The 17,165-nt window shown below is 31.1% G+C and carries 14 protein-coding genes; 3 read left to right on the top strand and 11 right to left on the bottom strand.

The genetic code is table 11. From position 1 onward, the window contains the following. Positions 1-15: 15 nt before the first annotated feature. Entirely contained in the window at positions 16-2,412 is a 2,397-nt protein-coding gene (locus DEFDS_RS13340; RefSeq protein ID WP_013008718.1) for a flagellin, read from the bottom strand. Between the two features lie 316 nt (positions 2,413-2,728). Between DEFDS_RS13340 and DEFDS_RS10210 the strand changes: the two genes are divergently transcribed. Then, positions 2,729-2,971, top strand: coding sequence for a hypothetical protein (locus DEFDS_RS10210; protein ID WP_013008719.1), 243 nt, complete (start codon positions 2,729-2,731; stop codon positions 2,969-2,971). Positions 2,972-3,139: 168 nt separating this feature from the next. On the opposite strand, the gene DEFDS_RS10215 is transcribed toward DEFDS_RS10210, so the two are convergent. From DEFDS_RS10215 to DEFDS_RS13115, 5 genes are read right to left on the bottom strand one after another with little or no spacing between them, the layout of a single operon-like run. Further along, positions 3,140-4,675 carry a 2Fe-2S iron-sulfur cluster-binding protein gene (locus tag DEFDS_RS10215; RefSeq protein ID WP_013008720.1) on the bottom strand — a complete coding sequence of 512 codons (1,536 nt, stop codon included), beginning with the start codon at positions 4,673-4,675 and terminating at the stop codon, positions 3,140-3,142. Between the two features lie 7 nt (positions 4,676-4,682). Further along, entirely contained in the window at positions 4,683-5,420 is a 738-nt protein-coding gene (locus tag DEFDS_RS10220) for an amino acid ABC transporter ATP-binding protein (protein WP_013008721.1), read from the bottom strand. Next, positions 5,413-6,354 (bottom strand): amino acid ABC transporter permease, encoded by a 942-nt coding sequence (locus tag DEFDS_RS10225; RefSeq protein WP_013008722.1) that lies wholly within the window; start codon positions 6,352-6,354, stop codon positions 5,413-5,415. Before DEFDS_RS10225 ends, DEFDS_RS10220 begins: the two co-directional genes overlap by 8 nt. Positions 6,355-6,411: 57 nt before the next feature. Further along, the gene (locus DEFDS_RS10230; protein WP_013008723.1) at positions 6,412-7,221 is read right to left on the bottom strand and encodes a transporter substrate-binding domain-containing protein; all 810 of its coding nucleotides are present in this window, start codon (positions 7,219-7,221) and stop codon (positions 6,412-6,414) included. Positions 7,222-7,230: 9 nt separating this feature from the next. Next, positions 7,231-7,383: a 30S ribosomal protein S27ae gene (locus DEFDS_RS13115; protein WP_013008724.1), complete on the bottom strand. Its 153-nt coding sequence runs from the start codon at positions 7,381-7,383 to the stop codon at positions 7,231-7,233. A 107-nt stretch (positions 7,384-7,490) separates the two neighbouring features. On the opposite strand from DEFDS_RS13115, the gene DEFDS_RS10235 reads away from it, so the two are divergent. Then, entirely contained in the window at positions 7,491-8,084 is a 594-nt protein-coding gene (locus tag DEFDS_RS10235) for a hypothetical protein (protein ID WP_013008725.1), read from the top strand. 3 nt (positions 8,085-8,087) lie between these two features. Here the strand turns inward: DEFDS_RS10235 and DEFDS_RS10240 are convergent, their stop codons facing one another. Together DEFDS_RS10240 and hemW are read right to left on the bottom strand one after the other, a co-directional pair. Then, positions 8,088-8,348 (bottom strand): hypothetical protein, encoded by a 261-nt coding sequence (locus DEFDS_RS10240; protein WP_041223996.1) that lies wholly within the window; start codon positions 8,346-8,348, stop codon positions 8,088-8,090. After that, a complete protein-coding gene (hemW, locus tag DEFDS_RS10245) occupies positions 8,345-9,415 on the bottom strand; it encodes a radical SAM family heme chaperone HemW (RefSeq protein ID WP_013008727.1) in 1,071 nt (356 codons plus the stop codon). The genes DEFDS_RS10240 and hemW overlap by 4 nt, the downstream gene beginning before the upstream one ends. Before the next feature lie 705 nt (positions 9,416-10,120). Between hemW and DEFDS_RS12735 the strand changes: the two genes are divergently transcribed. Further along, entirely contained in the window at positions 10,121-13,231 is a 3,111-nt protein-coding gene (locus tag DEFDS_RS12735) for a choice-of-anchor C family protein (protein WP_013008728.1), read from the top strand. Between the two features lie 198 nt (positions 13,232-13,429). Here the strand turns inward: DEFDS_RS12735 and DEFDS_RS10255 are convergent, their stop codons facing one another. The 3 genes from DEFDS_RS10255 to DEFDS_RS10265 are packed head-to-tail and all read right to left on the bottom strand — an operon-like array spanning position 13,430 to position 17,122. Continuing rightward, positions 13,430-15,319 (bottom strand): transglutaminaseTgpA domain-containing protein, encoded by a 1,890-nt coding sequence (locus tag DEFDS_RS10255; protein WP_041223743.1) that lies wholly within the window; start codon positions 15,317-15,319, stop codon positions 13,430-13,432. Continuing rightward, positions 15,306-16,181 carry a DUF58 domain-containing protein gene (locus DEFDS_RS12740; RefSeq protein ID WP_013008730.1) on the bottom strand — a complete coding sequence of 292 codons (876 nt, stop codon included), beginning with the start codon at positions 16,179-16,181 and terminating at the stop codon, positions 15,306-15,308. The genes DEFDS_RS10255 and DEFDS_RS12740 overlap by 14 nt, the downstream gene beginning before the upstream one ends. Positions 16,182-16,189: 8 nt before the next feature. After that, entirely contained in the window at positions 16,190-17,122 is a 933-nt protein-coding gene (locus tag DEFDS_RS10265; protein WP_013008731.1) for an AAA family ATPase, read from the bottom strand. Positions 17,123-17,165 lie beyond the last annotated feature (43 nt).

The raw sequence follows: 17,165 nt of genomic DNA on the forward strand, positions 1-17,165 counted from the left end.
ATCAGCCCCCTTTCATTATCCTTGAAGTAGTTGAAGAGCCATTTGAGGTATTTGATTTGCCTGAGCAAGCATCGCAATACCTGATTGAGATAGAATTTGATAGCGTGTAAATGTAGCCATCTCCTCTGCCACATCAAGATCTCTAATCCTTGACTCACTTGCTGTCATATTTTCATGCGCAACATTCAAATTATTTACAGTATGCTCAAGTCTGTTTATTTGAGCACCAATTGTCGCCCTAATTGTCACAACTTGACTCAAGGCATTATCAATATCAGGAATCGCTCTTTTAGCTAATTCTTGAGAAACTACCCAAATTTTATCAACACCAAGCCCAACAGTATTAAGCTGTGGAATTGATACTGATAAATCCTGCCCTTTATTTGAACCAATCTGCAAATCAGTAGAATTATCTACCACATGTAAATAATAATCCTCATTTGTTAAATTTGGATTTTCCACAAATTCCAACTCATTTGATGAATTTAATTGAGAATTTACACTTGTTCTTGAATCTATTACCAACTCAATACCTTGTATTACACCGTCAACCCTATCGTTACCAGTTTCGTCACTGCCTATTAAATCGCCTGTAGTGGCATCGTAAACTGTCACTTTTACACTACTACTTTCAGCTTTTTGCACTTCTGCTAATGATAAAGCATTTATCAACCTTTGATCACCAGAAAATGCAATTTCACCCTGCTCCCCAACCATAGCAGTTTGAATAACAAATGTACCTGCAACAGTTCTAAATTTACTATTTGGATCAGCTGTTGTGATATAATCCACTAAATGCTCATTGACAGTCGGATCATCAGATCCCATTCCTAGATTGTTTACTATGGCATCAGTCAATTTCTTTTCTAAATCTGCTACTGTATCATCTGCTTCTAAATAAATTGTTGTTGATTTACCATTTCCCCAGATTGTAAGTTCTTGCTTATTCTCAAATAGGTTATTTCCATCAGCATCTATAAACCTAGCGATATTGCTCAATTTAGTATTTTCATTAGCAACATCTCCAGGATTTAAAGTATAACCTTGAAATGTTGCATCATCAGGATCTAAAAATCCATTAGAATCTGATCCAATCTTTAATGTAAAAGAATCTGTCGTTTGTAAATTACCATTTGTATCAAACCCTAGTAAGGCTACTTGATGTTCAGAATTAGCTAATCCACTATCCGCTGTAACTTTTAATACTTGATTTGATGGTGTACCACTTGTAACTGGTGCATAAACATCAAAATATCCACCAGTTGCTGTTGTAGGTATAGAGGCATTATATACTGAAATAAGGACTTTTTCCCCTGCACTAATAGTTAATTCTGTCGATCCATCATCTAATAATATATCATTAAATGATATCGCTCCACTTGTAGCTGAACTTACATTACTCATATTTAAAATAACATTACCACCACCATCACCTGTAGTGGTATCTTCTATATTAGCAATAATTCCTGTCTGAAATGCAGTACCATCTGAATTATAAATATTAATATATGCATTTCCAAGTGTACTCCTATTTGCATCACCATCATTTGATGTACTATCATAAGTTGTCCCATCAAAATCATTATTAAATATAACTTCTATATAATAAGTTCCATTTGTAGAGTTTAAAGCACTACCTATAACATCACCATCAACTGTCGAATCAAACGTGTTATCCCCTCCATCATATGTAGAAACCTTATAATAACCATCTGACGCAGTTGTTGCACCGTCTACAGTCACTCGATATATATTATCAGAATTACTACTAACAAGATCTTTTATCTCTTCTACACCATTACTCGTTGATGGATTATGAGTAATTGTTACTCCATTTTCTGCTTCAGATACTGTCATGATATCGGTTTGGAAGACTTGATTTTGGCCAACACTCAGGCTTTCCATTTTTATTTTGTAATTTCCCTCTTGAACATTACCTCTTATTATTGCTGAGATTTTATTATCACTTGCTGACCATAGAGCTGTCCCATCACCATTTAATAGCTTTTTAGTGTTAAACTCTGTGGCAGTTGATATTCTATCAATCTCTGCTTTTAGCTGTTCAATCTCTTTTTGTAGCTCAACTCTGTCATTTGTGGTATAAGTACCATTTGATGCTTGTACAGCAAGCTCACGCATCCTTTGAAGCATTGAAGATACTTCTTCTAATGCCCCTTCTGCAGTTTGAAGCATTGAAATACCATCTTGTGCATTCATTACCGCTCTTTTGAGACCTGTGATTTGACCACGCAACTTTTCACTGATTGCAAGACCTGAAGCATCATCTGCTGCATGGTTGATTCTTAAACCACTTGATAAACGCTCGAGTGATTTGCTAAGTGCGGATTGAGTCCCGCCAAGGTGTCTTTGAGAATTCAAAGACATGATGTTTTGATAAATTGTTAGTGCCATCTTATCCTCCTTGATTGTTTCAATAGAGGATGTTTCCCCTATTTAATTTTTTTTACGCTTCCTTGCGTCAGATTAAAAATCGGAATGAATAAAAATTTCTTTAGAAAAAATTTTATAAAAATCTTTTTAGATTGCTTCGTCGTTTCACTCCTCGCAATGACAGCCTTACTCTTTGCGAGAAAATATATTTTGCAGAAGTAATCTAATGATTGTTTTAATTATAAAAACGTTAGTCTATTGTAAAATATCCACAATGATAATTTAAAATGAAAAAATTTAATAATCATGTTATAATTAAGAAAAAAGGGAGGGAAGGATGATAAAAGTAGAATTTTTTTATAATGGTTCAAAAGACACTAATACACCAGAAATTGCAAAAAATCTTGCAGAAAAATATCGCGATAAAATTGAAGTGATTTTAATAGATACAGAGAAAGAAAAAATCCCTGAAGAATATGGAATTCTCAACCCACCAGTAGTAATTATTGATAAAAAGAAGAAGATACAACTTGATTCAAAAGAAAACCTGGATGAAATTGTAACTAAAGCTATTTTTTAGTTTAGTATAGTATACAATATTTGAGGCTGTTGCACAATGAGTCAATTTTTTTGATATCATTGTATTTTTGAGATTGCTTAGGGGCTTATGCTCCTCGCAAAGACTGCTTTTCGTTTTTTCAAGTGTTTGAGAAAAAATCTAAAATGTTATTTTTTATTGTGCAACAGGTTAGAATTTTTTAAGAATAGCGTTATAGTTTTCGTTTTTATATAGCTCAATAGAATTCAGCTCATTAAAGTTTTTATTCAAAAATGACGGAACATTTTTATAGCCAAAAAACTTGATTGATAATAATGCTGGATCACCACTAAAAAATGTAATTTTTTTAGAATACTTTTTAGGAAAAACACCTAAATTAATCAGCACATTAACAGCATCCTCAATATCCGTGTAAGAATACAATACAATGCTTGATATTTTGCCAAGAAATTTTTCTGTATAAATTATAATTGAATTTATAAGTTTTCTTAATTCATAAAAGTTAATTAAATCTTTATCCGAAACAAATAAAGTAACCTCTTTTTTTCTGTAAACATTAAACCTGCTCTCATCACCTTTTTTATTTATTTTTACCAAAATTTCTATTGGCACCTTGTCTAAAAGCTCATTTCTATCCTTTATACGATATTGGTCATCTACTATCCCCATATTTACCAAGTTATTTACAGTTTTCAAAATAGCTTTGGGACTTATTGAATCTGGTTCAAAATATGTATCTTTTATTGATATCTCTTTAAAATCATCTGAAATATCTATAATAGGGTTAATACCGCTTTGAAACAAAAAGCTCATATCAATTCTGTTTGAAAGATATTTTAAATCAAGAGAATAAAGCTTGTTATCCAACTTAAAATATGAAGCGTTCAAATTATCTATAGGAATTAGTAATGAGCCATCTTGTAGATTTAATAGTCTAAAAAAAGTCAAAAGATCAGAAGGCTTTTCAAGCGGCTGAACTATTTCACAAAACATCTCCCCTATTTCAAAAGAATAATAATTTATCAAATTTAGAAGGTTATCTCCCTGATAATATGCTTTATCGAGAATTATCAAAACTCTATCAATGTCTGGCACATCAACATTATTGTAAATAAAATCAGAGAGCAGATTGTTGTCAATTAAATCAATCAGAGGCTCATCTGTCTTTACATAACCATCAAAAGAAATAGTCCCAATACTTGCACTATAGACAAAATATTTAATACCCTTTGGATATTGAATCAGTATCAAACCATCCTTTAACTCTTTAAGTTCACCTTCAGACTCTTCAACTACATTTTTATTACTTTTCTCAATTTTTTCAGAATCTTTAGAATCATCATCTGCAACTTCATCTGTTTTAGTTTCTTGGCCTACTTTTTTTACCGTAACTTTTAGAATATTTGGATCCTCTTCCACAATCCATTCTTCAGTATCTACAATTACATCTGATTTAACAATATATTGACAGGCAAGTCTATACCCGTTATCAAGATTAATTTTTGCTAAAATCAACCTATCTTTTTTTGTTGGCTTATTTATCTCTTTTCCATCTGCAGAAACTATTTTAACCTTACACTTACCACACTGTCCACTGCCTTTACATAAAGATTCTATAGGGATACCATTGTTTATTAATACCTCAAATAAATTAGAGCCACTTTTTGCTTCAATAATAAGGTTTTTATTTTTAACATTAATTTTTACCTTTTTACTAAAAAACATGACACCCCTATAATATTTGTCCTAAAAACTGTTTTAATCTTTCATTTTTAGGATTACTAAAAATTTCCTGAGGTGTATTTTCCTCAATCAACTCACCTTCATCCATAAAAACTACTCTATCAGCAACCTCTCTTGCAAACCCCATCTCATGAGTAACAACAACCATCGTCATCCCTTCTTTTGCCAATGTCTTCATAACATCAAGTACTTCACCAATCATTTCTGGATCAAGTGCACTCGTTGGCTCATCAAAAAGCATTATCTTTGGTCTCATAGCAAGAGCTCTTGCAATTGCTACCCTTTGTTGCTGTCCACCAGAAAGCTGTGAAGGATAACTATTAACCTTGTCAGCTAACCCCACCTTTTCTAATAGCTTTATTGCAATCTCTTCTGCTTCTTCCTTTTTCATTTTTCTCACAACCATTGGCGCAAGAGTAATATTACGAAGGACTGTCATATGTGGGAAAAGATTAAATTGCTGAAAAACCATCCCAACTTCTTCTCTCACTTTATTAATATTTGTTTTTGGACTAGTCAAATCCACACCATCTATTATAATTTTACCATCATTTATTGTCTCTAACAAGTTCAATGTCCTCAAAAAAGTTGATTTCCCCGAACCACTTGGTCCAATAATAACCACCACTTCCTGTCTTTTTACTTTTAAAGTCACGCCTTTTAAGGCATGCACCCCATTTGGATAAACTTTATGCACATTAGTGGCTTCAATTATATAATCAGTCACTTTCTGCCAACCTCCTTTCAAGTAATTGTGTTAAAAATGACAGGGTAGTTGTAAGAATTAGATACAATGCTGCAACAGTAAACCACACCTCAAATGGTTGAAATGTAGATGTAACAACCTCTCTACCAGCCTTTGTTAAATCAGTAATAGAAATAACAGATACAAGAGAAGAATCTTTTATTAAGGATATAAACTGCCCTGCCATAGGAGGAATAGTTCTCTTTAGTGCCTGCGGCAAAATAATATATCTCATGGTCTGGAAATAGTTCATACCCAGACTCCTTGCTGCCTCTGTTTGACCTCGATGTATAGACTGGATACCTGCCCTTACTATTTCTGCAACGTATGCACCTGCAAAAACAGCTAACGCAGCAACACCAGCAGTAAATCTATTTAATTGTAAAACTGTACCGATAAAAAAGTAAAAAATAAATATTTGAACAAGAAGAGGAGTCCCTCTAATTAATTCAATATAAGTAATAGCAAGTTTTTTTAAAGCAGGATTTTCAGAAATTCGCATTAAACCAGTAATTATCCCAATTATGATTGCAAAAAATATCGAAATAATTGAAAGTTTTAAAGTAACATAAAGCCCCATTAGTAATGGGCCTGGTTCACTAACCCTCTTTTTAGCAACAACATCACCTTCAAATACAAGATCACCATTTGAAACCGTTATTTTAGTAAACCCTTTAATAAGCTCTTTTTCTCCATCATCTGCCACTATAATAAGCTTTTCACCATCAATCTCGGCAGTCCCATCAAAAGGAGCTCTAATCTCTTTATCATAGGTGTGCCAAACAAATTGTAATACTCTGTCCCATCTCCAGATATAGTTAATCTGTTTTGTAGAAAAATAAAAAAATGCACCAATTGATATCAAGATGAGAACAAACACAATATTCCATAAAAATCCGTTTTTCTTTCTATTCACTTTCTATCCTCTCTTGTATATGTATTAAGCCCCCAAAGACTGGGGGCTTTAGATTGTTTATTGAACTTGTTTATGCCAAGATTTGCTTTTGAACCATTTTTTATAGATTCTGTCGTAAGTACCGTCACCTTTAATCTGTCTTAAAAAGTTATTTAACCAGTTTAAGAAATCTGGATCTCCTTTTTTGATAGCCCAACCTAATGGCTCAAATGTAAAAGGCTTATCTAAAAACACAACTCTGTCTTTGTATAATGAATAGTAATATGCACAAAGTGGAAGATCATATACAAAAGCGTCAGCTTTACCATTTATAAAATCTTGAAAAGCATCTGCCTCAGTTTCAAAAGCATTTACTTTTGCTTTTGGTATATACTTTTTAGCAGCAAAATAACCTGTCGTGCCAAGTTTTGAAGCTATCACATATTTTGGATTATTCAAATCTTTATATGATTTGATTTTCCCAGCATCTTTTTTATGAATTAATAGTGTTTGTCCCACAATAATATAAGGATCAGCAAAATTTACTTGCAGATTCCTCTTTTGAGTTATTGTCATACCAGACATAATAATATCAAACTTGTCAGTAATTAATGCAGGGATTATTCCATCCCAAGCGGTGTTAACTATTTTGAGTTTTACACCCATAGCTTTTGCCATTACTTTTGCAAGATCCACATCAAAACCTATAATCTCGCCATTTTTTGCAGTCATTTCAAATGGCTTATAACCGGATTCAAGTCCAACTCTTAATTCACCTCTTTTTAAAATTTGATTTAGAGTGGACTTTTCCCAAAGGGAATTATCTGCAGCATAAAGAAAAGTTGCTGCAAAAAGAAAAACTAACAGTGAAACAAAAAACTTTCTCATCGCATCCTCCTAATATGATTTTCCTTCATCTAAAAGTTCACTAATTACCATTTGTGTCCCACAATCAGGACACTTTGGTATTGGTTCCTTTGGTATGTAAACTATCTGTTTTCTATTGCATTTTGGGCATTTTACTTCCACTGCCTCAATCTTATCTCTCATAAATCCTCCCACGTTTAGGATTACTAAATCCACACTACTTTAAAAATTTATTGCATTTTTTGCAAGTAATTTGTTAGAATAATGCAAAATTATTAATAGGTGTTTTCATGAAATATTTAACAATTTTACTATTAGTTGTCATTTTGACAAGTTGCTCCAAACCTTCACAAGTTAATTATGTAAATACTGTTGCAAACCCAAAAAATAGTTACACAAGGTTTTTAAAATCAAAATACACCATTGAATTAAACAATATTGTAGAAAATATTAAGATTCTAAACTTGAATATTGTAAATGATGGGATAGGTTTCACTGGTGCAACCGACTGCAAAAAATGCGATAATAAACCGGGTGATTTTTGGCTTTTCATCAATTTTCAAGGGAAAAATTTAAATGCTTTAATAGAAAAAAACATAAATATAAAAATAAAAGATATTTTACAAAATAAAACAAAAGACATCCTTTTTGTTTTAAAAAACTGTAAATTAGATAGGCTTATTAAAGATAACCATTTTAAAGGTTTTTTAATAAGTGGTGTTTGGGGAGTAAGTGACAACATAAAAGAAATATTATCACCTAAAAAATATCAAACTGCAGAATATTATATTACTAAAGAAACATTTTCAAAATTTATAAAAGGGGAAATCAATTACTCAAAAATATTTTTAATATCGTTATATAGATTTTATCAACTAAAATGAAAATTATTTTTTACTGTGGCAATCAATACACTTTTGTAAATCAGCATGATAACCATCATTTGGCCATTTATCATGGCAATCAAAACATCTGTCACCACATCCATCATTCATTGATGAAGTAATTGACAATTCACTACTGGATTTATTATGGCAGTTGGCACACATTGTCATAGAGATATGCGTTTCATCACCTTTTAAAGATTCATGACAACTCATGCAATCTCCAGCACATCCTGAAGGATACGAATTAACTGTAAATATCATGAGTTGGAATACAAATATTCCTGTACATAATCCAAAAACAAAGTTCCTTTTTTTGTTAAACATACTCTATCCTCATTATTTTCTAAATATCCTTTTTTTATTAAATATGACAATAAATCTAAAATATCCAACTTTTTAAAAATTTCTAACTCAACACCTGAAGTGAGTCTCAAGCCAAACACTAAGTTTTCTAACAATATTTCTTTTTCATCTCTTATTATTTCAATATTATCAAAACAAAAACTGTTTTCAATATATCTTTTCACCTCAGCAGGATGAGAATATCTAACTCTACAATTTTTCAGATTTTTCATAGAATGTGCAGCTGCTCCAACACCTATAAAATCACCCATCTTCCAATAGGTTATATTGTGGAGAGATTCGTAACCTTTTTTTGCAAAATTGGAAATCTCATATCTGTGATAACCCCTATCTTTCAAAAAATCCACTATTTCAATTAAGTGAGATTTCATATCACCTTTATACTCAGACAAAAAAGCTGTGTCATATGAATAAGAATAAGCAGAAATATGATTTGGATTTAAATCACAGAGTTTAGTTAATGTGTTATAAATCTTTTTATAAGAAACAGTGGGGATATCAAAAATTACATCCACATTAAAATTAAAGTTATGTTTTTTTAGAAAATAGATACAAGTATAAACATCTTTTACTTGATGTATTCTACCCAAAAACTGCAATACATTGTTATCGAGAGATTGAACACCAATACTTATTCTAGAAACCCCACAATCTTTTAAAATTTTTATTTTTGTTTCATCTATGCTTTCTGGGTTTGCCTCAAATGTAAACTCTTTCAACTTCTTTAAATTTAGCTTTTGAATAGCTTTTAAGAGATTTTCTAATTCATCATAATCTAAAACCGATGGCGTCCCACCACCAATATAAATAGTGTCAAACAGATAATCTGTATAAACAGAAAGCTCTTTCTCTATTGCATGTAAATAATTCTTCACAATATCAGTATCAAAATTAGATATGGAAAAAAATCCACAATATTTACATTTACTTTTACAAAAAGGGATATGAATATACAGTCCAAGCATTTTTATAAATTAATAAAACACATCTACCAAAGCAATCAAAAATTTTTTACAATCTTTCCACAGTTTTTCAAAAATCTATAATGTTTTATAAAAATGTCCTCAATTTGCTTCAATTCGTTCGCAATAACTGTAGAAGTGAGACATTACGAGGAGCGTAAGCGACGAAGCAATCTCTTTTTTTTATTCTCTATTCACGATTCACTACTTCCGACATATAGACTGCTACGTCACTTTGTTTCTCGCAGTGACAAAACCTGAGATTGTTTCACTTCGTTCGCAATGACAAAATATGCCCATTGCAAGAAGCATAAGTGACGAAGTAATCATAAAATTACTTTAATTTCAGAAAATTAAACTATTGGATAACTGTTTTAAATAATTATCAAAAAATAAAAATGTAGACATTTTGCTTTATTTCACCAATTTGCCTAAATTTTAATCAATTTTGCTATCCCCCTTGAAGAGACTAAGTTTTCACTTTTGATACTTTGAAGAAAACTTCATAAGACATTTATAAATCAACATAATTTTATAGGTATCCTTAAATATAAGATTAGCTAAAAAAATCAACTATCTAAAATTAAGCAGCAATTGAGCTTATAGACTATTTTTCAAAAAAAATTATAGATTTTTTACAAGTTTTGTTGAGAACAGTACTTACAATATTATATAATTAAATAACAATATATTTCAAAGGAGTCAAAAATGAAAAAAATAATATTAGCATGTATACTTTTAATATCATTATATGGATTCACTTATGCACAAAATAACAAAATAATTTATGACAGTTCATTAGGAGGGGAAAATTTTTTAGATAATCAATATAATTTTCTTGGCTGTTATAAGGATCAAGGGGATCCTTTTGGTACAAAAGGTAGAGATTTAGACGGTTTTATGTATGGCTCCAATCAAATGACACCTCAGATGTGTATCAACTTGTGTGCTCAAAAAGGGTTTAAATACGCAGGGGTACAATACTCTACTCAATGTTTTTGTGGGAATAGTTACGGGAAATATGGAGTTGCCAACAATTGCAATATGAAGTGTTCAGGTGACCAAAACCAAATTTGTGGGGGGACATGGGCAAATAGCGTTTACCTTGCATCAAATATAAAGCCACCAAAAACAAACATAAATGGAAAAACAAATTTAATAAAAAATGGTAGCTTTGAACTTGGTCCACAACATGTAGGAAGCTGGCTAACTCTATCAAAAGGCTCAAACAAAATTAATAATTGGACAATTACCAAAGGATCCATAGATTTGATTGAAAATTACTGGCAAAGCAGTCATGGGAAAAGGTCAATAGATATGTGTGGTTCCACATGTGGAGCTATTAGTCAAAATATTAATACAGCACCTGGTACTACATACCAACTCACATTTGATTTGGCAGGTAATCCTGATAATCAAGGGATAAAATATCTAAAAGTTATTGCTGGTTCAGTTTCAAAAACATTCCAATTTAACACAACAGGTAAAAATAAAAGAAATATGGGGTGGATTAAAAAATCTCTTACTTTTACTGCAACATCAAACATAACAAATATCTCATTCATCGCTCTTGATAACAACCCATCTGCTTGGGGACCTGCTATAGATAATGTAAAAATCGTAAGAATATCTAATATAAACACATCTAACAACATAAATAATCATGCTTTAACAACAATTAATGTAGCTGGTAGCTGGGATACAAATTTTGGTAAAATGAATTTAATACAAAGGGGTAATACAGTAACAGGCAGTTATACTCATGATAAAGGGCGATTAACTGGAACAATCAATGGAAATGTTTTAACTGGAAAATGGAGCGAATATCCTTCTTATAAGCCACCTCACGATGCCGGTGATTTACAGTTTGTTTTTTCAAAAGATGGGACAAAATTTACTGGTAAATGGAGATACGGTTTTGGAGGAAATATCTGGAATGGGGATTGGAATGGTACAAAAGTCTCAACTAACTCAGCTAATTCAGAAAAAACAAATTCTGACAATTATCTAAATGATTATTTTAAAAATTCACCTTATGCAGAAGACTGGTTTAAAAACTGGAATGTTATAAAAACAGGTACATTACCTGATGGAACTGTAGCAAAAATAGCAGGAGTAAATAATAGATTTGGCTGGTATTACCCTGTAAAAAAAATTGGGGATGCTATGCCACCTGAAGGAGCTCATGGAGCTGCATTATATCTCCACCCAATTTCAACAACTGAACCAACTCATTTAAAAGGTAAATACTATGTAAATTCAAACGATAAATCACTAATGTTCAGAGTTGCAGGTAACAAAAATGGTGACTGGGTAATGGAAGTTAGGATAAATGGAGTAAAAGCCTTTGAAAGAGTTATTGATGGGAAAAAGTGGTATGAACTTACAATACCTCTGCAAAAATATTACGGGCAAACAATCGATGTAGATTTATACATAAAAGCTAATGGATGGTATTTTGAGTATGCCTTTATAGACGAAATTAAATTTATCAATACTCAATACACAGAAAATGGATTTGAATATAGTACTGACAGGCCTGGCTATGATTATAAAAACTTCGATCTTCCACAAAACAATGCTATGTTATGTAAGCAGGCATGCGATAATGACCCAAAATGTAAAGCATGGACTTTTGTTAAGCCCGGTTATCAAGGGCCAAATCCGCGCTGCTGGCTCAAATATGCAGTGCCAAATCCAGTTTTAAACACTTTTACCATATCAGGTGTTAAAAAAGAAAATCCTCAAAATACAAACCATCAACCTTTATCAAAAATCGATTATCACGACGACTTCAATTTTTTAAATAAAGATTTTTGGCTACCTTTAGAGTGGCAAACTCTTAAATATGCACCAAATAAAATTTATATAAACAACGGTATTCTTGATTTAAAATGCAACTATACCGACAGAAGTGGATTTTTAGCTTCAAAAGCAATAAAAATAGATAAAGGGGACATAATAACTATCAAAAGACGAGTAAAAGTACATTATGCTAACCAATATTTTGAAGGTGGAATATGGTTTTATCAAACAGATAACCCAGACCTAACTCCTGCTGCAAACCTATCTCAATGGAGCAATAAATTAGGAAGATTTTTATTTCAGGTAACCTACTACAATTATTACTATGAAAAACCGGGAGTAACCCAGTATGTGCCCACAAAACATGGATTTGTAATAGCTGGTTATGATTGGCGTAATAAACAAAATTATAAAGTTTTTCAACCAATATGGGATAGATGGTTTGAAGAAGAAATAGTCTATGATTCAAGTAGTAACATAGCAATATACAAAATAAATGGTCAGACTGCTCAAGTATTTACTGCAGACTTAACATCCCCTTATATAAGGTTTATTATGCATTCTTATGGCTGGTATACCGGTCATGATATACAGGTGGATTGGATCGATATCAAAGTTCATAGTAAAAACAATACCAATATTACAAATACTGTCAATACCTCAAATAGCTTTAAAATATCTGATTGTGGATTGTATCAATTTAAAGGGGAATATATTCCAAAACTGATGCCAGAAACTCTAAATCCCAATATAAAAAAAGTTTACCTAACATGTGCTATAAACAATGTACCTAAAAACACCGAAATTGTAGCTCAATGGTATTATTATCAACCAAATGGGGAAAAACTTTTCATTGCCAACTATCCATATAAAATAACAAAGGATAACTACTCAGGATATATAACTTATTATATAGAAATGCCTCCTGAAAAAACTTGGCCACAAGGAAAATATGAAATAATTTTAACAAATAAGGGGTTGCCTTTAAAGAATATTAATTTTAATATGAAATAAATCAATATTGTGAGGTTGTTGCACGAAAAGCAGTAAAACTTATTGAGATTGCTTCACTGATGATAGCAATTAAAAAATATTAATTACAAAGGTAAGCAATGAAGCAATCTCTTGATTATTAAATCTTTATTTTCAACCTTTATAGAACGACCTCAATCTTACAATCTACAATATCGAGTTAGATTATAATATCTGGTTTCAGGTTTTCTTTTTGTGCATTTTGATATTACACATTAACATTTTTAATTTTCTGTAATCCACATGATTATCTTTAAATCTCATTTTATAGAATTCATCTACAAACTCTTCTGCAGCAATTTTTAAGCTTTCATCCTCAATCTTTTTTACAATATTTTTAAGCGGCTCGTTCTCTTTTATCACAACCCCCTCTTTTGCTAAAAATTTCAAAAAATTGTTTAGATAATAATCTGCTTCATATCTTTTCCTAAACTTTACAGAAAGATAAATGAAAACAGATACAATAATTGAGATAAATACCAATTTTATAAAATATTTTTTATTAACTTTGATATTTTTAAAAGATGAAGAAACATTTTTAATGATACTCACCTGCTTATCAAAATCATAATTTATAACAAACTTTGTCCAATAATAAGAGATATAGTCAAAATAAAGTCGCATTTTAAGAGCAAAAGGTAATCTATTTTTATCTGTAAAATTTTCTATGGCAGCAGGTGTGGGATCAAACCTAACCCAGTAACCATCTATAAAAGCTTCTACCCAGACATGAGCATTTTTATTAGCCACAGCATAATAACCACCATTTTCATTGTAATATCCACCTTTAAAACCGCCCACAAGCCTTGCAGGAATTTTATTTACTCTTAACATCAATGCCATACTTGATGCAAAAAATTCACAATTTCCTCTTTTTACTTCAAATAAAAATTTACTAAGAGAATCCTTTCCAGTGGGTAAATTTTTCAATGAGTATTCAAAGTTAGTTTTTAAATAATTTAATATCTCCTTTGCTGTAGCCATATTACTTTCTTTTTTAAATTTCTTTGCAAAAATAATTATTCTATTAGAGACCTTTGAGACATCTGTATAAAAAGGGATATCCACATCATCTTTAAATCTATTTGAGATAATTGATTCACCACTATATTTTATCTTTTTATTAACAGATTTATAAACTCTAACCTCAAGCTTATTTGTAAAATAAAATTTCTTTTTCTTTATCCTCACTTTATAAGGGTAATCAAGCATTATTAAAAAGTTTTCATAATGTGGCTCAAGGTAAATCTCATATCTAACCACCTTGCCGTTTATCTCTATAACAAAATCCCTTTTCTTTGAAATTGCAGATTTCCATTTTCTTCCATCAAAAACATCAAAAACAACCCCTCTAAAATAAAGTGGCTCATCCAATTTATCCATTACCACTCTAAAAGCTATCCTATTATCTTCTTGTATTGTATTTACATCACCCAAACCTATTTCACTACTAAACCCAGATGTTGAGCCTACATTATATCCTAATGAGCTAAAAAGAGGATAGTTTGTCCTAGGCAAAATAATAAATATCAAAGTAGCTAATGGGATTGTCAGAATTATTGACTTCAACCCCTTAAAAATTAACTCTTTAATCTCACTTTTATTTAAAATTATACTTTCTTGAAAATCATAAAAAGTAGCAAAAATTGCTAAAAAATAGCCAAAAACGATACTTAAAAGGATAAACACCAGATATATCATACTTAGATTAAATAAACCTGAAGCAGTGGTCAAAAAAATAGATAAAACAAGAATCTGCATATAATCTCTGTATTTTTTATATTCGAGCAGTTTTACACAGAGGAAAATGATAAGAATATGTGCTAAAGATAAGACTAAATTATTTGAGTTTGTTTTTAAAACTATAACACCCGAAACCAAAAACGACAAAAGAGTTAATATTTTTCTATTTGGTTTTAAAAATTGATATTTTAGATTTAAAAGAAACAATATCATAGTCAGAATAAGCAATGTAAAAAAGATCACACTGACATACTTAATCACACTAAGCAATGAGACTAATATCATCAAAATTGTTAATAAGTTTAACAAATTTTCAATCTTTACCATAAAGAGCAAGCCTTTTTAGTGCTTCCAACTTCTCTGTGGAGCGTAAAATATTAAATCTTTCACCATCAAGCTCAAAAATAAAAGGTTTTCTCCAGGTATTCATTTCATAAATTATCGTTGTAGCTACCTTAATTGCCATTTCTGTATTAAATTTTTTTGATAGCTCATCAAAAGATAAATAGGAGTAGCTTTCATCACTCGAACTGAACTCTTTTACATAGAGGTTTCCATCCTTTGCAAAATGTTTCCAGAAAATTTTATTTAAAGGGTCGTTATTGTACCTTCTTATATTGCTTATCTCTTCCTGATTTTTTGCTTCATCTATGCCGCTCAAATCTGCATTATCAATCTCATTCTTACCACTAAAAGAGATATTAGTTTTTATCAATTCTGGAAAAACAATAAAATCTTCTTTTATATGATAAACCTTTCTCCTTATAAAAAAATTAAAAGGGTATGTAGAGCTAACAACAATTTTATCAATGCTTACCACCCCCCTATTTTCAAAACTCTTTGAAATTTTAAAATTTTTTGTTTCTCTTGGGCTTATAAAATCTATAACACCTCTTTCTCCTAATACTTCAATGCTGAGCAGTGATGAAATAAGTTTCTTTTTCCTGTTTGTTACAAAGACTGTTATGTTGGTTTTCTTTCTTGCATATATTTCATTTTCAAAGGAAAAATCAAAAGAAAGTTTTTCTATATTTGATCTACCATAAAAACCAGACACCCCCATAACAGCAAGCATCAATGATACCGTTATAAAAACAAGATTATTATTGGTATTTATTGCTGAAAAACCCATTAAAATTGTAAGGATAATATAAATCCAGCCAGCCTTAGTAAATTTAATAACAGACAAAACAACCTCTAATAGGGTAATTTAACGGATTTAATAATACTTTCTAAAATATCTAATTTTTCTTCATTAGATAAAGCACCTTTAAAAGTGATTCTATGTAGCATGGTGTATTTATAATAATCAGTTATATCTTCAGGTATCACATAATCCCTTCTATTTATCAATGCTAAAGCTTTTGCCACATTTACGATAGATAAAGCTGCCCTTGTGGAAAGCCCTGTTACCATTTTGCTATGATGTCTTGTTTTATCTACAATTTCTATCAAATACTCCAAAATAGTATCATCAATCTTAACTTTTTCTTTAACAAACTCTATCAAAGTTAAAGCATCATCTTTACTAATAGCTGGCTCAGATTCATAAATTTTAGACCTTGAGCTGCCCCCTTTTAATATCTCAAGCTCTTCCTCTTTTGTGGGATAGCCTAGATTAATCTTCATTATAAATCTATCAAGCTGGGATTCTGGTAAAGGGAATGTCCCGTAAGATTCAACAGAATTTTGAGTAGCAATTACAAAATAAGGCTGGCTAAGTTTAAAAGTTTTCCCCTCTATGGTGACCTGTTTTTCACCCATCGCTTCTAAAAGCGCACTTTGAGTCTTCGGAGTAGCCCTATTAATTTCGTCAACAAGTAAAATATTGTTAAAAATGGGGCCAGGTTTAAACTCAAACTCCCCAGTCTCTTTATTGAATATATTAAGTCCTGTAATATCAGTGGGTAAAAGATCATTGGTACACTGTATCCTGCTAAAAGTAACCCCCATCGATTTAGCTATTGCTATTGCAAGGGTAGTTTTACCAAGACCAGGGCTATCTTCAATCAAAATATGTCCTCTGCTCAAAAAGGCTATTAAAGATAGTTTTATACCTAAGTCTTTGCCTTGAAGAAATTTTTTATAATAATTAAATAATCTATCTACCAAACCAATTATTTTATCCATCTCTTTACCATTTAGTTTTTTTGTGAATGCACAAGGGAGCAAA

Source organism: Deferribacter desulfuricans SSM1 (assembly GCF_000010985.1).
Classification (GTDB): Bacteria; Chrysiogenota; Deferribacteres; order Deferribacterales; family Deferribacteraceae; genus Deferribacter; species Deferribacter desulfuricans.

Excerpts from the sequence above, each read along its gene's own strand:
- DEFDS_RS10255 (WP_041223743.1), bottom strand. The coding sequence starts at position 15,319 with ATGGTAAAGATTGAAAATTTGTTAAACTTATTAACAATTTTGATGATA.
- DEFDS_RS10210 (WP_013008719.1), top strand. The coding sequence starts at position 2,729 with ATGATAAAAGTAGAATTTTTTTATAATGGTTCAAAAGACACTAATACA.
- DEFDS_RS10240 (WP_041223996.1), bottom strand. The coding sequence starts at position 8,348 with ATGATATTTACAGTTAATTCGTATCCTTCAGGATGTGCTGGAGATTGC.
- DEFDS_RS12735 (WP_013008728.1), top strand. The coding sequence starts at position 10,121 with ATGAAAAAAATAATATTAGCATGTATACTTTTAATATCATTATATGGA.
- DEFDS_RS10265 (WP_013008731.1), bottom strand. The coding sequence starts at position 17,122 with ATGGATAAAATAATTGGTTTGGTAGATAGATTATTTAATTATTATAAA.
- DEFDS_RS13115 (WP_013008724.1), bottom strand. The coding sequence starts at position 7,383 with ATGAGAGATAAGATTGAGGCAGTGGAAGTAAAATGCCCAAAATGCAAT.
- DEFDS_RS10215 (WP_013008720.1), bottom strand. The coding sequence starts at position 4,675 with ATGTTTTTTAGTAAAAAGGTAAAAATTAATGTTAAAAATAAAAACCTT.
- DEFDS_RS10235 (WP_013008725.1), top strand. The coding sequence starts at position 7,491 with ATGAAATATTTAACAATTTTACTATTAGTTGTCATTTTGACAAGTTGC.
- DEFDS_RS10230 (WP_013008723.1), bottom strand. The coding sequence starts at position 7,221 with ATGAGAAAGTTTTTTGTTTCACTGTTAGTTTTTCTTTTTGCAGCAACT.
- DEFDS_RS13340 (WP_013008718.1), bottom strand. The coding sequence starts at position 2,412 with ATGGCACTAACAATTTATCAAAACATCATGTCTTTGAATTCTCAAAGA.
- hemW (WP_013008727.1), bottom strand. The coding sequence starts at position 9,415 with ATGCTTGGACTGTATATTCATATCCCTTTTTGTAAAAGTAAATGTAAA.